This window comes from Stenotrophomonas sp. YJH_SMC_133 (assembly GCF_059370655.1).
This window is the reverse complement of the sequence record NZ_JCAFTW010000004.1, coordinates 120,091-140,426: the sequence shown is the minus strand read 5'-3', so window position 1 is coordinate 140,426 and position 20,336 is coordinate 120,091. Positions and strand designations below refer to the sequence as shown.

Sequence of the window (20,336 nt, the reverse complement as noted above, 5' to 3'; positions counted from 1 at the left end):
GCGACAGGAGTAGGGTGGAGGGCTGGTATTCCATACCGTCTGCCCAAGGAGCGTTTTACATGTCGCGTACCGTAGTCCTGGCCGCCGCCATCAGCCTGGCGCTGGCGGCCTGTTCCGGCAAGGAGTCCACCCCCGTGTCCGATGCCCAGAAAGCCCCGGCCCAGCAGCCGGCCGAAGCCTCCACCAATCCGCTGCTGAGCGCCAGCACGCTGCCGTTCCAGGCGCCGCAGTTCGACAAGATCAAGGACAGCGACTACCTGCCGGCCTTCGAAGAAGGCATGCGCCAGCACCTGGCCGACGTTCGCAAGATCGCCGACAGCAGCGAGCCGGCCACCTTCGACAACACCATCGTGGCGATGGAGCGCAGCGGCGAGACCCTGACCCGCGTGTCGCGCATCTTCTTCGGCCTGGTCCAGGCCGATACCAACGATGCGCGCCAGAAGATCCAGGAAGAAGTGGCGCCGAAGCTGGCTGCGCACCAGGACGAGATCAACCTCGACCCGAAGCTGTTCGCGCGCGTGAAGTCGATCTATGACCAGCGCGACACGCTTGAACTGGATCCGGTGCAGAAGCGCCTGGTCGAGCACTACTACGATGGCCTGGTGCGCGCCGGCGCACAGCTGTCCGACGCCGACAAGGCATCGCTGCGCAAGCTCAACGTGGAAGAAACCACCCTTTCCACCCAGTTCCACACCCGCCTGGTGGCCGCTACCGCCGCTGCGGCCGTTGTCGTTGACGACAAGGCCAAGCTGGCCGGCCTGGACGAGGATGCGATCAACAACGCCGCCAACGCAGCGAAGGAGCGCAAGCTGGATGGCAAGTTCCTGCTGCCGCTGCAGAACACCACCCAGCAGCCGGTGCTCGGCTCGCTGAGTGATCGTGACCAGCGTGCCGCCGTGCTGAAGGCTTCGGAAACCCGCGCCGAGCGTGGCGATGCCAACGACACCCGGCAGACCGTGCAGCGCCTGGCCCAGCTGCGTGCGCAGAAGGCCAAGCTGCTTGGCTTCGACACCTTCGCCGACTACCAGCTGGGCGACCAGATGGCCAAGACCCCGGCTGCCGCGCTGAAGCTGCTGACCGACACCGTGCCGGCCGCTACCGCCAAGGCGCGCGCCGAAGCCGGCGAGATCCAGAAGGTGATCGACGCGCAGAAGGGCGGCTTCCAGGTCGCCGCCTCGGACTGGGATTTCTACGCCGAGCAGGTGCGCAAGGCCAAGTACGATCTGGACGAGTCGCAGATCAAGCCGTACTTCGAACTGGACAACGTGCTGCAGAACGGCGTCTTCTACGCCGCCACCCAGCTGTACGGCATCACCTTCAAGCCGCGTACCGACATTCCGACCTACAACCCGGACATGAAGGTGTACGAAGTGTTCGACAAGGACGGCACCTCGCTGGCCCTGTTCTACACCGACTACTTCAAGCGTGACAGCAAGTCCGGCGGCGCCTGGATGGACGTGTTCGTCGAGCAGGACGGCCTGACCGGCGCCAAGCCGGTGGTCTACAACGTCTGCAACTTCACCAAGCCGGCCGCCGGCCAGCCTGCGCTGATCAGCTTCGACGACGTCACCACCATGTTCCATGAGTTCGGCCATGCACTGCATGGCATGTTCTCGAACGTGAAGTATCCGTCGATTGCCGGCACCGCCACCTCGCGCGACTTCGTCGAGTTCCCGTCGCAGTTCAACGAGCACTGGGCGCTGGACCCGAAGGTGTTCGCCAACTACGCCAAGCACTACAAGACCGGCGAGGCGATGCCGCAGGAGCTGGTCGACAAGATCCTCAAGGCACGCAGCTTCAACCAGGGCTATGCGACCACCGAGTACCTGTCGGCCGCACTGCTGGACCTGGCCTGGCACACGCAGAAGGCCGACGCGCCGCTGCAGGACGTCGGCGCCTTTGAAGCCAGCGCGCTGAAGAAGTTCAAGGTCGACCTGCCGCAGGTGCCGCCGCGTTACCGCACCACCTACTTCGACCACATCTGGGGTGGCGGTTACTCGGCCGGCTACTACGCCTACTTCTGGGCCGAAGTGCTGGATCATGACGCCTACCAGTGGTTCACCGAACACGGTGGCCTGACCGCCGCCAATGGCCAGGAATTCCGCGACAAGATCCTCTCGCGCGGCAACAGCGTGGAGCTGTCGACCCTGTACCGCGATTTCCGCGGCAAAGACCCGTCGGTGGAACCGCTGCTGAAGTTCCGCGGACTGAAATAAGCGCGACCTGAAGTACGAAAGAAATAACGGCGGGGGAAACCCCGCCGTTTTTCGTTGAATCGATACCATCGACAGATTCCGCAGTTTGCCGCTCATCCACGCATGGCGTGGATCCATGTATCGACCAAGGTCGACACCCACCAGAAGCAGGCCATGCTGTTCCGACGGTTCGCGGAGATCTGTCGAAGGCGGGGTGGGTCCGGTTGCGGGGGTGTCCGCGGCATGGATGCCGCGGCCAAGCTTACAGGGACGTACTTGCAGCGTCCCCGCAACCGGACCCACCCCGCCATCCCCAGGAAACCGGCTTTGGCTGTTGCTGTTGCTGTTGAGGTTGCCGGCCAGCGGCCGGCACTACCGGGTGCCGGGCACAGCCCGGCCATCACGTCCCCACGTGTACCCGGTTGGCCTGTTCGGCCAGCCCCAGGTGATCCAACGCGATGTCCAGCGCCAGCACATAGCTCTGCGCACCGTACCCGGCGGCGATGCCCAGGCGCTGGCCGACACCGGCCGGCAGGCACGACTCGGCCACCGCGCCGTCGTCATGTACTTCCACGTAGGCGTTGTGCAGGTAGGGCAGCAGGCGCTGAAGACGCAGGCTGTTGGCACACGCACCCGGGTCCAGCAGCGTCACCTCGCCACGGCTGTGGTCGGCCACGCGCAGGGCGTCCAGCAGTTCCTGTTCCGAGCCGCAGGCGCGTATCGCCACGCTGGTGCCGGCGTCGATTGCCCGGTGCACCAACGACTTCAGTACCGGTGCCGGCAGCGGCATGGCGGTACGGATCAGCGCACCGGCGGCTTCCGGGCCACGGATGATGAAGATCGACATGGCTCAGCCCTCCTGCGCCAGGCGGCGGCCGACGATGGCCAGCGACAACGGATAACCGGCCTGCTGGCTGCGCTGGTCGATGACCACCGCCGCGGGGCCATGCTGCAGTTGCAGGCGCGACTCCAGGCCGGGCTCGCTGGGTGCCTGCAACTCGATGTACTGCGCCGGCAGCCGTTCCAGCGCCGCCTGCAGCGCACCGCCCTCGGCCTGCCATTGCGCCTCGTCGGCCACGCCGACATCCAGCAGCACCCAGTCGGCCGAACGCGCCTGCGACTGGCACAGGCACTGGCGCACTTCGGACAGGCTGGCGCAGTCGCTGCACAGCACGCGATGGCCGTTCAGCTGCGCCGGCAGCTGCGGGCGCGGCACGGACGAAGATGCGTGGCGGATCACCAGGAGGGTCATACAACACCTTGCGGAATGCGCCCTGCGGCGCGGTGGGCACACGATGCGCGCGCTGGCCGTAAAGGTGCGATGCCGGCGGCAGGTCCCGCGCGTAAAACCTGCGTAACCCGGCGCTACCGGGAACCTCTCCCCCCCATATGTGGTCTGATGCAGCTACCACCCACCCGGAGCCTGCCATGGACGCCGTTGCCCGCCCTCCCTTTTCCGATCGCGCGCTGGCCTGGCTGAAAAAGGAGGCGCTGCCGTTGCTGGTGATGCTCGGCCTGCTCGCCGCCGCCCGCGATACCCTCGCCAACCACTACGTGGTGCCCAGCGGTTCGATGCAGCCGACCCTGCAGCCCGGCGACCGGGTGGTGGTGGACATGCGCGCCTACGGCCTGCGCCTGCCATTCACCAGCAGGGAACTGATGTCCACCGGCACGCCGCAGCGCGGCGAAGTGGCGGTATTCGATTCGCCAGCCGACGGCACCCGCCTGATCAAGCGCGTTGCCGCAGTGGCCGGTGACCATGTGCAGCTGTACGAAGGGCACCTGACCATCAACGGCCAGCCGCTGCAGACTGCGGACCTGCAGGATGTGGAAGCCTTTGGTGAACGCCGTGCCAGCCTCGATCTGGACATGGGGGGCGGCCCGGACATCGCCGACCTGGTGGTGCCGGACGGCAAGGTGCTGGTGCTGGGTGACCACCGTGGCAACAGCTTCGATGGCCGCTTCTTCGGCTTCGTAGATGCCGACAAGGTCTACGGCCGTGCGGTGGCGGTGTACTACCGCCGCGGCGACGGTTTCGAGTGGCAGCGCCTGTAAGCTGAATTGATACTTCTTGAGTATCAATCCTGACCTATCAGGTTATGGATCGACTGGATGGACGGGCCTAGTCTGAGGCCCGTTCCCTCCCACGCCCGGCCGTCCCCACCGGCCCTTCGATTCCATGACTGGCGAAACTGCGGCGGCCGTTGAAGGCCGTCCCTCCACTCTCGATACCGGCACCGACACCCGCATCCAGCAGGGCACCCCGGCCTTCCGCCGCACCGCGCTGGCGCTGTTCCTGGCCGGCTTCTCCACCTTCGGCCTGCTGTACACCGTGCAGCCGCTGCTGCCCGAGTTCAGCCGTCACTTCGGCGTGTCCGCCGCCGGCAGCGCGATGTCGCTGTCGTTGACCACTGGCACGCTGGCGGTGGCGATGCTGCTGGCCGGCCTGCTGTCCGACGCGGTCGGCCGTCGCCCGTTGATGATCGTTGCGCTGTTGGCGTCGGCCATGCTGTCGCTGTGCACCGCGCTGGTGGACGACTGGACCACGCTGCTGGTGCTGCGGACCCTGCTTGGCCTGGCGCTGAGCGGCGTGCCGGCGGTAGCGATGACCTACCTGGTCGAGGAAATGGACAGCCGCGCGCTGGGCCTGGCGATGGGCCTGTACATCGGCGGCAACGCCATCGGTGGCATGAGCGGGCGCCTGCTGGCCGGCATCATCGCCGACCATTGGGGCTGGCGCTGGGGCATCGGCGTGGTCTCGATCATCGCCGTGGCCAGCACCGTGCTGCTGTGGCTGCAGCTGCCGCCGTCGCGTCACTTCCATGCACGTCGCGGCGGCCTGCGCCAATTGCCGTCGCGCTGGCGCACGCTGTTCGCCGACCCGGGCCTGCCGTGGCTGTTCGCCACCTCGTTCGTACTGATGGGCGTGTTCGTCACCCTCTACAACTACCTGGGCTATCACCTGCTGGCGCCGCCCTACCATCTCAGCCAGACCGTGGTCGGGCTGATCTTCAGCGTCTATCTGGTGGGTACCTTCAGTTCGGCGTGGATGGGCCAGCAGGCCACGCGCTACGGACGCGGCCGCATCCTGTCGATCTCGTTCGCGCTGATCGGCGCCGGCATCGCGCTGCTGGCGATGCCGTGGCTGAGCACGATGGCGCTGGGTATCGCACTGGTGACCTTCGGCTTCTTCGGTGGTCATTCCGTGGCCAGCAGCTGGGTTGGAAGCCGCGCCGGCGCGATGCGTGCGGAAGCCTCGGCGCTGTACCTGTTCGCCTACTACCTGGGGTCCAGCGTGCTGGGCGGTGTGGGTGGCCTGGCCTATGCAGCCTGGGACTGGCTTGGCGTGTGTGCGTTCGCCGCCGTGCTGACCCTGATCGGCGGTGGCATCGTCTGGGCGCTGCAGCAGCGCGCGCCGCAGCCGGTCACGGCGTGACCCAACGCACGGTAGTGCCGGCCGCTGGCCGGCAACCACGGTGTGGCGGGTTTGCCGAGGTAGAGTCGACTGTTAGTCGACTGCTCTTCCATCAGATCGCGAAAACCCCGCGCTGCGCGCGATAGTCGACTAACAGTCGACTCTATCGGCGAATGCCCCGCGCAGCAGCGTGGCGAAATTGCGGATCAACGGGGTTACCCGTTCGCGATGCCACGCCAGCTGCACTTCCGAATGGGCACCGGCATCGGCCAGCGCCACGAAGCGCGATCCTTCCACCCGGATGTGATCGCACGAAGACGGCAGGATCGCGGCGCCCAGGCCCGCGGCGGCCAGGCTGATCAGCGTCGAGGCTTCACCCGCTTCCTGCACGATGCGCGGCGTGAATCCGGCAGCCGCACACAACGCGATCATGTGGTCGTGGATGCCCGCGCCCGCGCTGCGCCGGAATGCCACGAACGGTTCCTGCGCGAAGTCGCGCAGCGACAGCGTGCCCTGCTTCGAAAGCCGGTGCAGGGCCGGGTGCCCGGCATGCACGATCAACGCCAGTGGATCGACGAACAGGCTGTGCGCCACCAGTTCCGGTGGCAACGCGCGCTTGCGGATGATGCCCACGTCCAGTGAGCCGTCGAGCAGCGCGTCGATCTGCTGCAGGGTGTTCATCTCGCTCAGCTGCAGCCGCACCTGCGGATACTGCTGGCGGTAATGCAGGATCGAACGCGGAATCTGCGGCGACAGCGGCGTGGCGCGGGTCAGGCCGATGTGCAGTTCACCCTGCTCACCGCGCTGCGCGCGCTGTACCTCATCCACCGCCGCTTCCACCTGCTGCACGATGGCGCGTGCACGTTCCTGCAGCAGCTCGCCCGCGGGCGTCAGCTGCACACGACGATGGCTGCGCACGAACAGGCGCGCACCGATCAGGTCCTCCAGCTGGCGGATCTGCTGGCTGAGCGGCGGCTGCGACATGCCCAGCCGCTCCGCCGCCTGGCCGAAGTGCAGCGTATCGGCGACAGCGAGGAAGTAGCGCAGGTGGCGGAGTTCGATGGACATGGGGCCAGTTTATTCATCGTCAGCCGGAAATGAATCAGAGATGGGATCCGATCCCGTGCCGACCAACGGTCGGCACCCACCAACAGCAGCTGGCACCAACAGCAGCAACCAACTGTCGAAGGCGGGGTGGGTCCGGTTGCGGGGGTGTGAGCGGCACGGATGCCGCGACCAAGTCTCGGGGGTCACTTCATGGACGGGTTTACGGCGTCCCCCGCAACCGGACCCACCCCGCCATCCCACGGAATGCCCGCTGTTGCTTTTGAGGTTGCCGGCCAGCGGCCGGCACTACCGCAGGTGCAGGGCGGCAGCCCTGCAAACCAGAACACCCCTCACCGCTCGGAATGCCCGCTCTGGTCGTAATCGCGCGGACTGAACAACTCCGGCTGGATCAGCTCGATGAACGCCCGCGCCTGCGCCGACAACGCCTTGCCACGCCGCACGATCACCCCGTAGCTGCGCTCGGGGAACCAGCGCTTCATCGACCGCGCCGCCAGCCGCTCGTGGTCGGCCTCGTTCAGGCACAGCGCCGGCACGATGGAAATGCCCATGCCCATCGCCACGTACTGCTTGATCACCTCCCAGCCGCCCACCTCCAGGGCCACGGTGTAGGCGATGCGGTGGCGCTGGAACACCTGGTCGACCAGCCGATAGGTGATCTGCCGCTTCGGTGGCAGCACCAGTGGATAGCGCGCGATGTCGGCCAGCTCCAGCTCGCCACCGCTCGCCAGCGGATGATCGTGCGGCGCGATCAGTACCTGCTCGAAGCGATAGGCCGGGGCGTAGCTGAGATCGGCCGGCACATCGGTCATCGAACCGATTGCCAGGTCGGCGGCATCCTCGCGCAGCAGGTCGGTGCCGTCGGCGCTGATCGCGTTGTGCAGGGTCAGGCGCACGTCCGGGTGGTGCAGGCGGAAGCGTTCGACGATCTTCGGCAGCAGGTACAGGATGGTCGAGCTGTTGGCGGCGATGTTCAGCTCGCCCGCGTCCAGGCCGCGTACCTTGTCGCGGAAGCGTGCCTCCAGCCCGTCCAGGTTCTCCACCAGCGGCTGCGCCATTTCGTACAGCAGCTGGCCCTCGCGGCTGGGCACCAGGCGACGCCCGCTGCGCTCGAACAACGGCACGCCCAGCTCCCGTTCCAGGGCCTGCAACTGCAGGCTGATGGCCGGCTGGCTGACGAACAACGCCTCAGCCGCCCGTGAGACAGAGCCCAGGCGCACGGTCTGGCAGAACGCGCGCAACGGCTTCAACCGGTCGGATTTGTAGGAAAAACGCGGACTTGGCGAGGGGCGCGTGGTCATGGCGTTACAAGTATTAGCACAACTTATGTAGAGCATTGCAAAAACTGTTTTGCCAAATACTCGGCCAGGGCGGCACCGTGGAGGCGTTCCCCACCGCTGGAGTCGCCCCATGTCCGCCGTCGCTTCCGCTGTTCCCACCCCTGCCAGCAAGGCCACCCCCGGCATCGCCCTGGCGACCCGCGTGGCCGGTCAGGACACCGTGCTGCCGGCGCCGCTGCTGGCCCTGCTGGTGTCGCTGCACCGTGCGGTGGAACCGGGCCGGCAGGCACGGCTGCAGGCCCGCCGTGAACGCCAGGCGTTCTTCGACCAGGGCGGCCTGCCGGACTTCCGTGAAGACACCACCGCGATCCGTAGCGGCGACTGGCGCGTTGCGCCGCTGCCGGCCGCGCTGCAGGATCGCCGCGTCGAGATCACCGGCCCGACCGACCCGAAGATGGTCATCAACGCGCTGAACTCCGGCGCCAAGGTGTTCATGGCCGACTTTGAGGATTCGACCTCGCCGACCTGGCGCAACCTGCTGGCCGGGCAGCAGTCGCTGGCGGCGGCGGTGCGTGGTGATCTGGAATTCACCGCCGCCAATGGCAAGCACTACACGCTGCGCCCGTACGACGAACAGGCCGTGCTGATCGTGCGCCCGCGCGGCTGGCATCTGGACGAGAAGCACGTGCGCATCGACGGCCAGTTCATCGCCGGCGGCCTGTTCGACGCGGCGGTGTTCGCCTTCCACAACGCCCGCACCCTGCAGGCCAAGGACCGCGGCCCGTACTTCTACCTGCCCAAGCTGCAGAGCATGGAAGAGGCCGCGCTGTGGGAGACCGCGCTGTCGCACATCGAAGGCATGCTCGGCCTGCCGCACGGCCAGATCAAGGTGACCGTGCTGATCGAAACGCTGCCGGCGGTGTTTGAGATGGACGAGATCCTGCACGCACTGCGTGACCGCATCGTCGGCCTGAATTGCGGGCGCTGGGATTACATCTTCTCGTACCTGAAGACCTTCCGCCGCCACGCCGACCGCGTGCTGCCCGAACGCGGCCAGGTGACCATGACCCAGCCGTTCCTGAAGGCGTATTCGGAACTGCTGATCCAGACCTGCCACCGCCGCGGTGCGCATGCGATGGGCGGCATGGCCGCGCAGATCCCGATCAACAACGATGCCGCGGCCAACGAACAGGCGATGGCCCGGGTGCGCGCCGACAAGCTGCGCGAAGTCACCGCCGGCCATGACGGCACCTGGGTTGCGCATCCGGCGCTGATTCCAGTGGCGATGGCGATCTTCGACGAACACATGCCCGGTGCGAACCAGCACAGCGTGCTGCGCCAGGATGTGCGCGTGGGCCGCGATGAACTGATCGCGCGCCCGCCGGGCACCATCACCCGTGCCGGCTTCGAAGGCAACGTGGAAGTCTGCGTGCGCTACCTGGCGGCGTGGCTGGATGGCAACGGTTGCGTGCCGATCCACCACCTGATGGAGGACGCGGCCACCGCCGAGATCAGCCGCAGCCAGCTGTGGCAGTGGCTGCATACGCCGGGCCAGCAACTGGACGACGGCACTGCGATCGATCTGGCGCTGCTGGATTCCACTCTCTCGCAGCTGCCGGCACGGCTGGGCGATACCGCCGCGCTGCCTGGTGGTACACGCATCGGCGAAGCCATCACCCTGCTCGGCGAACTGAGCCGCAGCGACGAACTGACCGATTTCCTGACCCTGCCGGCCTACGCGCGCATCGATTGACTCCCGCCCGCGTTTCCACGCCGTTTCCCTCCCCGCTGCACGCACGAACCGAACTGGAGAAAGACATGAGCAAGCTGCCCACTGCCGAACAGATCCAGCACGACTGGGATACCAACCCGCGCTGGGAAGGCATCCAGCGCAACTACAGCGCCGCCGACGTGGTGCGCCTGCGCGGCACCGTCCACATCGAGCACTCGCTGGCCCGCCTGGGTGCGGAGAAGCTGTGGGCGTCGCTGCATGAGCGCGAGTTCGTCAACGCGCTGGGTGCGCTGACCGGCAACCAGGCCATGCAGCAGGTCAAGGCTGGCCTGAAGGCCATCTACCTGTCCGGTTGGCAGGTGGCGGCCGACGCCAACCTGGCCGGCCAGATGTACCCGGACCAGTCGCTGTACCCGGCCGATTCGGTGCCGGCGGTGGTCAAGCGCATCAACAACACGCTGCTGCGTGCCGATCAGCTGCACCACGCCGAAGGCAAGGATGACATCGACTTCCTGCAGCCGATCGTGGCTGACGCCGAAGCCGGTTTCGGCGGCGTACTCAACGCCTTCGAACTGATGAAGGCGATGATCGAGGCCGGCGCCGCCGGCGTGCATTTCGAAGACCAGCTGGCGTCGGTGAAGAAGTGCGGCCACATGGGCGGCAAGGTGCTGGTGCCGACCCGTGAGGCCATCGAGAAGCTCAACGCCGCACGCCTGGCCGCCGACGTGCTGGGCGTGCCGACCCTGCTGGTCGCGCGCACCGATGCCGAGGCCGCGGATCTGCTGACCAGTGACATCGACGGCAACGACCGCCCGTTCACCACTGGCGAGCGCACCGTCGAGGGCTTCTACAAGACCCGCAATGGCCTGGACCAGGCGATCAGCCGTGGCCTGGCCTACGCGCCCTACGCCGACCTGGTGTGGTGCGAGACCGGCAAGCCGGACCTGGAATTCGCACGCAGGTTCGCCGAGGCGATCCATGCGAAGTTCCCGGGCAAGCTGCTGGCCTACAACTGCTCGCCCAGCTTCAACTGGAAGAAGAACCTGGACGACGCCACCATCGCCAAGTTCCAGCGTGAGCTGGGCAGCTATGGCTACAAGTTCCAGTTCATCACCCTGGCCGGCTTCCACGCGCTGAACTACGGCATGTTCAATCTGGCCCACGGCTACGCACGCCGCCAGATGAGCGCGTTCGTGGAACTGCAGGAAGCCGAGTTCGAAGCCGCCGAGCGCGGCTTCACCGCGGTCAAGCACCAGCGCGAGGTTGGCACCGGCTACTTCGATGCCGTGACCCAGGCGATCCAGCAGGGCCAGTCCTCGACCACCGCGTTGACCGGCTCGACCGAAGAAGAGCAGTTCCACGGCGGGCGCAGCGAACGCGCCGCGTGATGCGGTAGTGCCGGCCGCTGGCCGGCACCCACGTGCTCCTTCGGGCACTACGGAGAAGCCGGCCAGCGGCCGGCTCTACCGGGGTCGCGAATCCGATCAGGGTGGCCAGGGAAGGGCCAGGCAACGCCGGCCGGTCGGGGGACCTGCCGGCGTTGTTGTATCGACGGAAACGCGATGAACGCATGCAGCGTCAATCCAGCGCACCCCACAGTCCGGCAACTTGGCCGAAACCCTGTGAAGGTGGCCATCAGATTGATCCGGAACGACTTTTCCCTGGACCGTGGCGGGCAGAACGGCCACCGTGCGCCTTCACATCGGGAAAGCGGACCACAAGGCTCAAAATGAGATAGGGCGCACATTTTAAAGCGGTGCTATGCTCCGCGGCTCACCAGGGGACGCTGGCGGCGGGTGCAGGGAATGACCGGCAGGGGTGCGGCCGAGAACAGTGATGTGACGTCAGGTATCGCCCGGGTGGCGATGGCCGAGATCGTGCATGCGCTGCTGTCCGATGCCGAGGTCGCATTGTTCGCCAGATTTGCCCGTCCACGCAAGCTTCATGCCGGGCAGTGGCTGTTCCAGCGTGGCCACCGTGGCGAGCGCATGTACGTGATCCTGGAAGGCCAGATCGAACTGGATTTCGGCGAGGACCTGGTGATCAAGACCCTCGGGCAGCAGGAGTTCTTCGGTGAGCTGGGCCTGCTGGTGGGTGATCACCCGCGCAGCGCCAGTGCGCGCGCCCTGGTGGACTGCGAGGTGCTTGAGCTGGGGCCCGCCGACTTCCATCGTCTGGTGGAATCCGATCCGGGCCTGGTCGCCTACTTCCTGCGCCGCACGATCATGCGCGTGCTGACCAACGAACAGGCGCTGATCAGCCAGCTGCGCCGGCGCAACCATGATCTGGAAACCGCGCTGGACAATCTGTACATCACTACCCACCAGCTGACCCACACCCGTGAACTGGTGCGTACCGATGAACTGACCGGGCTGCACAACCGCCGTGGCCTCACCCTGTACCTGCAGGAATGCCGCGCCGATGGCAGTGGGCTGCCGCAGGCGCTGCTGCTCATCGACTGCGACCGCTTCAAGCAGATCAATGACCGCCATGGCCACCAGGCCGGCGATCGCGTGCTGCAGAGCATGGGCAACATCCTGCGCTCGATGGCCGGTGAGCAGGACCTGGCCTGCCGGCTCGGCGGTGACGAGTTCTGCCTGATCCTGCGTCGTGGCAACTACGAGATCGTGCAGCACGCGGCAGAGTTCATCCTCAGCGCGGTACACGGCCTGCTCGAGCGCAGCCACGGCACGCCGCACGTCAGCCTGGTCAGCATCGGCGCCAGCCTGCTGGACCCGGATGCGGGCTGGAGCGAGTGGTACGCCAGCGCGGATCGTGCGCTGTACCAGGCCAAGCGTGATGGTGGCAACTGCCTGCGTTGGGCAGACGCAGTGGACTCACCCTAGATCGGGAGACAGAGGCGATGAATGGCGACAACGGAACGTCGGCGCCGCACAACCAGCAACTGCGCGCCCTGCTGTTCACCGACCTGTGTGACTCGCTGCTGCTGGTCGAACGCATCGGCGATGTCGCTGCCGCCGAACTGTTCCAGGAACACGACCGCCTGGTGCTGGCGCTGCAGCAGCGCTGGAACGGCCAGCTGATCGATCGCTCCGACGGACTGTTCATGCTGTTCGAGCGCCCGATCGACGCGCTTGGCTTCGCATTGGATTACCAGCGTGGGCTGCAGCCGCTGGGGCAGAGACACGAGATCCATCTGCAGGCGCGGGCCGGTCTGCATGTGGGCGATGTGCTGACCTGGGAGAACAGCGCCGAGGCAGTGCGGGCTGGCGCCAAGGCGATTGAAGTCGAAGGCCTGGCCAAGCCGACGGCGGCGCGCCTGATGCAGTTGGCACGTCCGGGCCAGATCCTGCTTTCGGCGGTGGCCGAATCCATCGTGCGTCGCTCCAGTGGGTCGCTGGGCGCGATGGCTGAAGGCCTGCAATGGCGATCGTTCGGGCGATGGCGCTTCAAGGGCGTGAGCCAGCCAGCCGAAGTCTACGGCGTGCAGGCGGCGGGCATGCCCGCCCCGGGGCGGCTGCGGCACACGGCCAAGGCCCGGCGTGATCTTCCGTTGTGGCGCCGTCCGCTGGCGATGGCGGCGCAGGCCGCCGTACTGCTGGCCGCAGTGCTTGGCGTCTGGTTGCTGACCCGGCCACAGCCGGCCATCGCGTTCGCCGAACGCGACTGGGTGGTGCTCGGCGGGCTGCATAACCTCACCGGCAATCGACTGCTCGATGACGCCCTGGACCAGGCGTTCCGGATCAGTCTCGAGCAGTCCCGCTACGTCAACGTCGTCAGTGACGACCGCGTCAGCCGCACCCTTGAGATGATGCGGAAACCGCCGGATCGCGGTGTCCGCGAACGTGGCGATGCCGCCGCTGTGGCGGTGCGCACGGGCGCCCGCCTGGTGTTCGTGCCATCGGCGACCGATGTCGGCGGCCGAACCCGCTTCAGCGTGGAGGTGCTTGAGCCGTCGACGCTGCGCACCCTGGCCGTGGTATCCGCCGATGCGAAGGCGGGTGCGGTACTGGCGGCGGTGGACGATGTTTCGCGCCAGCTGCGCGATCGCCTGGGCGAAGAGCCCGCATTGATCCAGCGCGACAGCCAATCCCTGCCGGAGGTGACCACGGGCAGCATGGATGCGTTGCGTGCGTTTGCCTTGGGCCAGAAGCGCTACAGCCGAGGAGATTTCAACGGCGCGATGGCATTCTTCGGGCAGGCGATCGAGGTCGATCCTGAGTTCGCCCTGGCATGGCTGGGCCAAGCCCGCTGTCGCTTCGCCATGATGAATTACCGCGATGCCCGGCGTCTGCTGGCAGAGGCCGACCGTCGATCAGGGCACCTTACGCCACGCGAGCGCCTGTACGTGCAGAACTGGGCGCTGCAGATCAGTGATCCGGATCGCGCCACCGATGGCTGGGCGCGCATGGCGGAGCTGTATCCGGATTACATGCCTGCAAGCTACAACGCCGGTCTGAATCTTTTCCACGAGAACCGCCTTGCCGAGGCCCTGGCGCTTTCCAGGCGTGTTGCACAAAGCAGGGTCGAGCTGCCTGAGATCGCGCAGGACCAGTACGGCCGCGCCTTGCTGGCCAGCGAGCGCTACGCAGAGGCTGACATCGCGTTCAGCCGTGCCGCCGGCAATGGTTGGGAAGGTGCATTGATGCGCCAGGCGACGGTGGCGGCAGCGCGTTCCGAGTTCGAGAAGGCCAATGCGCTGCTTGCGCGGATCGATCCAGGCAACTTCCATGCTGGCAATTTCGCTACCACGATTGCGCTTGACCAAGGCGATGTCGAGGGCGCCATCAAGCTCGCCGAACAGGGAAGGATGCTTGCCGGACAGCGCCAGGGCATGGATCGGTACAACTTCGACATGCCCCTGGCCGTCGCCTACATGATGGCCGGCAGAAGGTCGAAGGCGCTGATGGTGGCGCGCGTGGCCGCGACCGCGCCGTTCGCAGAGCTGAGCGGCGAACCCGCGGTGGAGGTAGTGGATCGCCTGGTTGCAGCACACGCGGCAGCCTTGCTGGCACTGAGACTGGGCGATGCCGCACCGGCCAAGGCGGTCCAGGCCCGGATGAACGCGCTTCAGGATCTCCCTGACAGCAGCGTGTTGCGCCAGTACGTCACCCTGTTGGCCGGGCGGATGATGCAGCATGAGGGCCGGCCCCAGGCCGGGCTGGACCTGCTCGTACCGCTGCTGAAGAAGCAGCCACGCCTGCAGGTGCGGCTGGCAGTGCGTGACCTGGCGCTGGAGGCGGGCCTGAAGGATGTTGCCCAGGAGCAGACGCGTTGGCTGCGTGATCGCCCCGGATTTGCATATGCAGAAGCGCAATGCAGCTTCTGCCTGCAGGCGCTTAACGTAGTGGATGTGCGGAGGCTCATGGCGGCGCCGGCAATCGAGGCTGCCGACACCATGGCCTCGATGCCTCAGCGCAGCGTGCGCGGCGAGCCGTAACCGTCCTCAAGCATCGGCACGGAGTAGCCGGTACCACTGGTCAGCATGGCGATGATCTGCTCTTCGGCCTGTGCGATGACGTCTTTCTCCGCCAGGCAGATGTTCTTGCAGCAATCCTGGACGAACTGCTGAAGGTCAGCCGGGTTGGATGGAACGTGTCCAGCCAGCAGTATCGCGGCAGCCGTGTCGGTGGCGAAGAGCTGGCGGAAGGTGTCATCGGTGGCGAGGCGCTGAACCAGCGTCCTTGCGACCGGCAGCGAGAGCGTCAACGTGGGCATTGTGTCCTGCATCCATGGAGTGTCGAGGGGCAGTGGTGATGTCGGCTTGGCAAAGCGGTTCTTGAGAGGGTAGAGCGGGAGATGTAAAGGAATCGGGTCGCGGTTCGATAACGTGGATTCACGATGAAGGAAGGGCTGATCCGATGGATGTCAGGCGCTGCGCGATCGTAGTGGTACAGCCCACCGAGCAGATCCGGTTCGAGTTTGAGGGCCTGCTGCGCGGTGGTGATGGGCTGGTGCGCACGCTTGCCTGGGAGGCACTCGCCCCCCACCTGGATGGACCGGTGGTGCTGGACGCTGCGGCACAGGCACTGCTGGGAAGCCTGAGCCCAAGTGCATGGACCACGCTTGAGGCAGGGGAGGCCTGTTCACCCGCGATGGACCTGCTGATCGCCAGTGGCCTGGTGTTGACCCGGGGGCAGGATGACGATGTTGCCGCTCGTGACGAGCGGCTGCGTGCAACGCATTGGCATCCCCTGGCTGCGGTCATGCATGCCTTCTCACGCTGGGAGGATGTTGACGCCGTTCGCAACATGCGTGAATCACAGATCGAAACGGCCTCGCAGATGCGCAGGACGTTGGGACCGCCGCCACCGCACGCTGCCGCTGCCGACGCTGGGTTGGTACCACTGCCGCCTCAGCAGTCCAACGATTTCGACGCACTGCTGGCGCGGCGCGTCACCTGCCGGAACTTCGATGTCACCCGATCACTGCCGCTGTCCCTGCTGAGCCAGATGCTGCAACGGGCATTCGGCAGCAGCAGCTGCCAGCGCGAAGGCGATGATCTGGTGTTCCTGAAGAAGAACGTCCCTTCGGGCGGTGGACTGCATCCTGTCGAAGCCTACGTGCTGGTGCGCAATGTCGATGGACTTGCCGCGGGCATGTACCTCTATCGAGCGCAGGGCCACGGACTGATGCCGGTTGATTGCCCCGTGGCCATCGATCGCGACTTCGTGATGTCCATGGTCGGGCAGCAGCACTGGTTCGCGGATGCGCACGTGCTGGTGGTCCTGGCCCCGCGTTTCAACAGGACGTACTGGAAGTATCGCCAGCATGGGAAAAGCTATCGGGTTGTCGCGATGGAGGCGGGACATCTATCCCAGACGCTGTACCTGGCGGCCACGGATGCCGGCCTGGGAGCATTCATTACTGCAGCGATCAACGAAAAGCCCATCGAACGTGCCCTGGGCCTGGACACGATCAATGAGGGGGTACTCGCGGTCTGCGGTTTCGGATGGCGTGCATCACGGATGACGACCAGCGAGCTGGACCCTGCAGGCACGATCTGGAACCTTGAAGACCGCGCGGGCTGACCCCGCGCGGCCTCTGCTGCATCACGCCGCTTCGAAGTCCACCAGTACCGCGCCATCACCCACCTGGTCGCCGGCCTTGGCGCGATAGCCCTTCACCGTCCCATCCGCCGGTGCCTGCAGGGTGTGCTCCATCTTCATCGCTTCCAGCACCACCAGCGGCGTGCCGCGCTTGACCTCGGTGCCGGCCGCGACCAGTGTCGCGACGATCTTGCCCGGCATCGGCGCCAGCAGGCTGCCGGCATCCGCCACGGCGTGGTCCGATTCGCCCACCGGATCGTGCAGGGTGAAGCGGTGCTGGCCGTCGGCGCCGAACAGGTACAGCTGGTCACCGTCGCGCAGCAGCTGCAGCGACCAGCGGCGTTCGCCCAGCTGCACGGTAAGATGCTGCGCATCGGCTGTGCCGATCACCTGAACCGGCGCGGCGTCATCGCGCTGCACGCGCCAGCCATCGGCCTGTGCCCACACTTTGAGCGTGTGCTTGCGTTCGCCCTGCTGCAGCGGCAGCACGCGCGGTGCCGATGCGCCGAGGCGCCAGCCATCCTGGGCCTGCCATGGCGAATGCGGGTCGCGCGCGTCGGTGCTGGCACCGGCAGTGCCAGCAACCGCGGCCACGGCGGCCAGCTGCCACAGGGCATCATCCGTGTCGCCCACTGCGCTCAATGCCGCCTGTTCGCGTTCGATCAGCGCGGTATCCAGCCTGGCGTGCGCGAACGAATCGGTATTCACCAGCCGGCGCAGGAAGCCGGCATTGGTGGTCACGCCTACCACCTGGCAGTCGGCCAGCGCCTGGCTCATGCGGCGCAGCGCTGCATCGCGGTCCACGTCCCAGACGATCAGCTTGGCGATCATCGGGTCGTAGTACGGGGTGATGCTGTCGCCTTCCTCCACGCCGGTATCCACGCGCACATGGGCCGACGGGATTGGCAGGCGCAGGCGGCGCAGGGTGCCGGTGGAGGGCAGGAAGCCACGGTCGGCATCTTCGGCATACAGGCGCGCTTCGATCGCGTGGCCGTGGATGGCCAGCTGCTCCTGGCGCAGCGGCAGCGGCTGGCCCGAGGCCACACGCAGCTGCCATTCCACCAGGTCGGTACCGGTGATGTACTCGGTGACCGGGTGCTCGACCTGCAGGCGGGTGTTCATTTCCATGAAGTAGAAATCGCCGTCCGGGCCGGCGATGAACTCCACCGTGCCCGCACCTTCATAGCCCACCGCGCGCGCGGCATCGACCGCCGCCTTGCCCATCGCAGCACGACGTTCCGCGCTCATGCCCGGGGCCGGCGCTTCTTCCAGCACCTTCTGGTGGCGGCGCTGCACCGAGCAGTCGCGCTCGAACAGGTACACCGCGTCACCGTGGCTGTCGCCGAATACCTGGATCTCGATATGGCGCGGGCGCTCGACATACTTCTCGACCAGCACGTGGTCGTTGCCGAACGCCGAGGCCGCCTCGCGCTGGCAGCTGGCCAGCGCATCGACGAAGTCCTCGCTGCGCTCGACCTTGCGCATGCCCTTGCCACCGCCACCGGCGCTGGCCTTGATCAGTACCGGGTAGCCGATGGCGTCGGCCTGCGTGCGCAGGAAGTCCGGTGCCTGCTGGTCGCCGTGGTAGCCCGGGGGCAGCGGTACGCCGGCCTTGGCCATCAGCGCCTTGGCCGCGCTCTTGTCGCCCATCGCGCGGATGGCGCTGGCCGGCGGCCCGATGAAGGTGATGCCGGCGGCGGCGCAGGCATCGGCGAAGTCGGCATTCTCGGACAGGAAGCCGTAGCCGGGGTGGATCGCCTGCGCGCCGGTCGTGCGTGCGGCGTCGAGCAGGGCATCGCCGCGCAGGTAGCTCTCACGCGCGGCAGCCGGGCCGATGTGGATGGCTTCGTCGGCCAGCCGCACGTGGCGCGCGTTGCGGTCGGCATCGGAGTACACCGCCACGGTGGCGATGCCGAGGCGGCGGCAGGTGGCGATGACGCGACAGGCGATTTCGCCACGGTTGGCGATCAGGACTTTGGTGAACATGGCAACGGGCTTCATGGGAGCGTGCTCGGTCATGGCATGGATTACATGCGGAACACGCCGAAGCGCGTCTGCTGCGGGGCGGCGTTGAGGCTGGCCGACAGCGCCAGGGCCAGCACCCGGCGGGTGTCGGCCGGATCGATCACGCCGTCGTCCCACAGGCGCGCGCTGGCGTAGTACGGGTGGCCCTGCTGCTCGAACTGGTCGCGGATCGGCGCCTTGAACGCGTCTTCCTCCGCAGCCGGCCACTGGCCGCCCTTGGCTTCGATGCCATCGCGCTTGACCGTGGCCAGCACGCTGGCGGCCTGCTCGCCGCCCATCACGCCGATGCGTGCGTTCGGCCACATCCACAGGAAGTTCGGCGAGTACGCGCGGCCGCACATGCCGTAGTTGCCGGCGCCGAACGAACCGCCGATCACCACGGTGAACTTGGGAACCCTGGCGCAGGCCACCGCCATCACCAGCTTGGCGCCGTCCTTGGCGATGCCGCCCTGTTCGTACTTGCGGCCGACCATGAAGCCGGTGATGTTCTGCAGGAACACCAGCGGAATGTTGCGCTGGGTGCACAGCTCGATGAAGTGCGCGCCCTTCAGCGCCGACTCGGAGAACAGGATGCCGTTGTTGGCGATGATGCCGATCGGGTAGCCGTTCAGATGGGCGAAGCCGGTCACCAGCGTCGCGCCATAGCGCGGCTTGAATTCGTCGAAGCGCGAGCCATCGACCAGGCGCGCGATCACCTCGCGTACGTCGTAGGGCTTGCGCGTATCAGCCGGGATCACGCCGTACAGTTCGTGTGCCGGCAGCAGCGGTTCTTCGCTGGCCTGCACCGCCATCGCCGGTTCCGGCTTGCGCCAGTTCAGCTGCGCGATGATCGCACGCACCCGTGCCAGTGCCTGCAGATCGTTGTCAGCCATGTGGTCGGCCACGCCGGATATGCGGGTGTGCACGTCGGCGCCGCCCAGTTCCTCGGCGGTCACTACTTCACCGGTGGCCGCCTTCACCAGCGGCGGGCCGCCGAGGAAGATCGTGCCCTGTTCGCGCACGATCACCGTCTCGTCGCTCATCGCCGGCACGTAGGCGCCACCAGCGGTGCAGCTGCCCATCACGCAGGCGATCTGCGGAATGCCCTGCGCCGACAGGTTGGCCTGGTTGTAGAAGATGCGGCCGAAATGGTCGCGGTCGGGGAAGACTTCGTCCTGCAGCGGCAGGAACGCGCCACCGGAATCGACCAGGTAGATGCACGGCAGGTGGTTCTGTTCTGCGATCTCCTGCGCGCGCAGGTGCTTCTTCACCGTCATCGGGTAGTAGGTACCGCCCTTGACCGTGGCATCGTTGGCCACGATCACGCACTCCACGCCGCTCACCCGGCCGATGCCGGCCACCACGCCGGCGGCCGGCACGGCGTCTTCGTACATGCCATGCGCGGCCAGCGGCGCGATTTCGAGGAAGGCGCTGCCGGGGTCGAGCAGGGCGTCGATGCGGTCACGCACCAGCAGCTTGCCGCGTGCGGTGTGCTTGGCGCGTGCGGCTTCGCTGCCACCCAGCGCGGTGCGCGCCAGGGTGGCGTGCAGATCGTCGACCACGGCCTGCATGGCCGCGCGGTTGGCTTCAAAGGTATCGCTGCCCGGTTGCAGCTGGCTGTTCAGGACGGTCATC

General features: G+C 66.7%; 15 protein-coding genes. 8 read left to right on the top strand and 7 right to left on the bottom strand.

The features are described from left to right. The first annotated feature begins 59 nt into the window (after positions 1-59). Positions 60-2,216 (top strand): peptidyl-dipeptidase Dcp, encoded by a 2,157-nt coding sequence (gene dcp, locus AC5P78_RS07195; protein WP_012478784.1) that lies wholly within the window; start codon positions 60-62, stop codon positions 2,214-2,216. Between the two features lie 379 nt (positions 2,217-2,595). Here dcp and AC5P78_RS07190 read toward each other — a convergent pair whose 3' ends face one another. Together AC5P78_RS07190 and AC5P78_RS07185 are read right to left on the bottom strand one after the other, a co-directional pair. Then, positions 2,596-3,042: a 3-dehydroquinate dehydratase gene (locus AC5P78_RS07190; protein ID WP_012478785.1), complete on the bottom strand. Its 447-nt coding sequence runs from the start codon at positions 3,040-3,042 to the stop codon at positions 2,596-2,598. Between the two features lie 3 nt (positions 3,043-3,045). Further along, complete coding sequence (locus tag AC5P78_RS07185) at positions 3,046-3,447, bottom strand: hypothetical protein (RefSeq protein ID WP_012478786.1); 402 nt, start codon at positions 3,445-3,447, stop codon at positions 3,046-3,048. 176 nt (positions 3,448-3,623) lie between these two features. Between AC5P78_RS07185 and lepB the strand changes: the two genes are divergently transcribed. Both lepB and AC5P78_RS07175 read left to right on the top strand, forming a co-directional pair. After that, on the top strand, positions 3,624-4,250 hold the full coding sequence (gene lepB / locus AC5P78_RS07180; protein ID WP_012478787.1) for a signal peptidase I: 627 nt from the start codon (positions 3,624-3,626) through the stop codon (positions 4,248-4,250). A 124-nt stretch (positions 4,251-4,374) separates the two neighbouring features. Continuing rightward, a complete protein-coding gene (locus AC5P78_RS07175) occupies positions 4,375-5,631 on the top strand; it encodes an MFS transporter (RefSeq protein ID WP_012478788.1) in 1,257 nt (418 codons plus the stop codon). A gap of 129 nt (positions 5,632-5,760) precedes the next feature. Here AC5P78_RS07175 and AC5P78_RS07170 read toward each other — a convergent pair whose 3' ends face one another. Together AC5P78_RS07170 and AC5P78_RS07165 are read right to left on the bottom strand one after the other, a co-directional pair. Beyond that, positions 5,761-6,678: a LysR family transcriptional regulator gene (locus tag AC5P78_RS07170; RefSeq protein ID WP_044569368.1), complete on the bottom strand. Its 918-nt coding sequence runs from the start codon at positions 6,676-6,678 to the stop codon at positions 5,761-5,763. Positions 6,679-7,007: 329 nt separating this feature from the next. Beyond that, entirely contained in the window at positions 7,008-7,976 is a 969-nt protein-coding gene (locus AC5P78_RS07165) for a LysR family transcriptional regulator (RefSeq protein WP_012478790.1), read from the bottom strand. Between the two features lie 109 nt (positions 7,977-8,085). Between AC5P78_RS07165 and aceB the strand changes: the two genes are divergently transcribed. The 4 genes from aceB (at position 8,086) to AC5P78_RS07145 (ending at position 15,088) form a co-directional block, all read left to right on the top strand. Beyond that, positions 8,086-9,708, top strand: coding sequence for a malate synthase A (gene aceB, locus AC5P78_RS07160; RefSeq protein WP_012478791.1), 1,623 nt, complete (start codon positions 8,086-8,088; stop codon positions 9,706-9,708). Between the two features lie 65 nt (positions 9,709-9,773). After that, complete coding sequence (gene aceA, locus AC5P78_RS07155) at positions 9,774-11,075, top strand: isocitrate lyase (protein WP_005407653.1); 1,302 nt, start codon at positions 9,774-9,776, stop codon at positions 11,073-11,075. Positions 11,076-11,492: 417 nt separating this feature from the next. Continuing rightward, entirely contained in the window at positions 11,493-12,533 is a 1,041-nt protein-coding gene (locus AC5P78_RS07150) for a GGDEF domain-containing protein (protein WP_005407654.1), read from the top strand. Between the two features lie 17 nt (positions 12,534-12,550). Further along, complete coding sequence (locus tag AC5P78_RS07145) at positions 12,551-15,088, top strand: putative peptide modification system cyclase (RefSeq protein WP_012478792.1); 2,538 nt, start codon at positions 12,551-12,553, stop codon at positions 15,086-15,088. On the opposite strand, the gene AC5P78_RS07140 is transcribed toward AC5P78_RS07145, so the two are convergent. Further along, the gene (locus AC5P78_RS07140) at positions 15,061-15,366 is read right to left on the bottom strand and encodes an NHLP-related RiPP peptide (protein ID WP_005407656.1); all 306 of its coding nucleotides are present in this window, start codon (positions 15,364-15,366) and stop codon (positions 15,061-15,063) included. The genes AC5P78_RS07145 and AC5P78_RS07140 overlap by 28 nt on opposite strands. 143 nt (positions 15,367-15,509) lie before the next feature. Between AC5P78_RS07140 and AC5P78_RS07135 the strand changes: the two genes are divergently transcribed. Next, positions 15,510-16,679, top strand: coding sequence for a putative peptide maturation dehydrogenase (locus AC5P78_RS07135; protein ID WP_044569369.1), 1,170 nt, complete (start codon positions 15,510-15,512; stop codon positions 16,677-16,679). Positions 16,680-16,700: 21 nt separating this feature from the next. Here the strand turns inward: AC5P78_RS07135 and AC5P78_RS07130 are convergent, their stop codons facing one another. Together AC5P78_RS07130 and AC5P78_RS07125 are read right to left on the bottom strand one after the other, a co-directional pair. Next, entirely contained in the window at positions 16,701-18,716 is a 2,016-nt protein-coding gene (locus tag AC5P78_RS07130) for an acetyl-CoA carboxylase biotin carboxylase subunit (RefSeq protein WP_012478794.1), read from the bottom strand. 8 nt (positions 18,717-18,724) lie between these two features. After that, a complete protein-coding gene (locus AC5P78_RS07125) occupies positions 18,725-20,335 on the bottom strand; it encodes a carboxyl transferase domain-containing protein (RefSeq protein WP_005407659.1) in 1,611 nt (536 codons plus the stop codon). Between the last annotated feature and the right edge of the window lies 1 nt (position 20,336).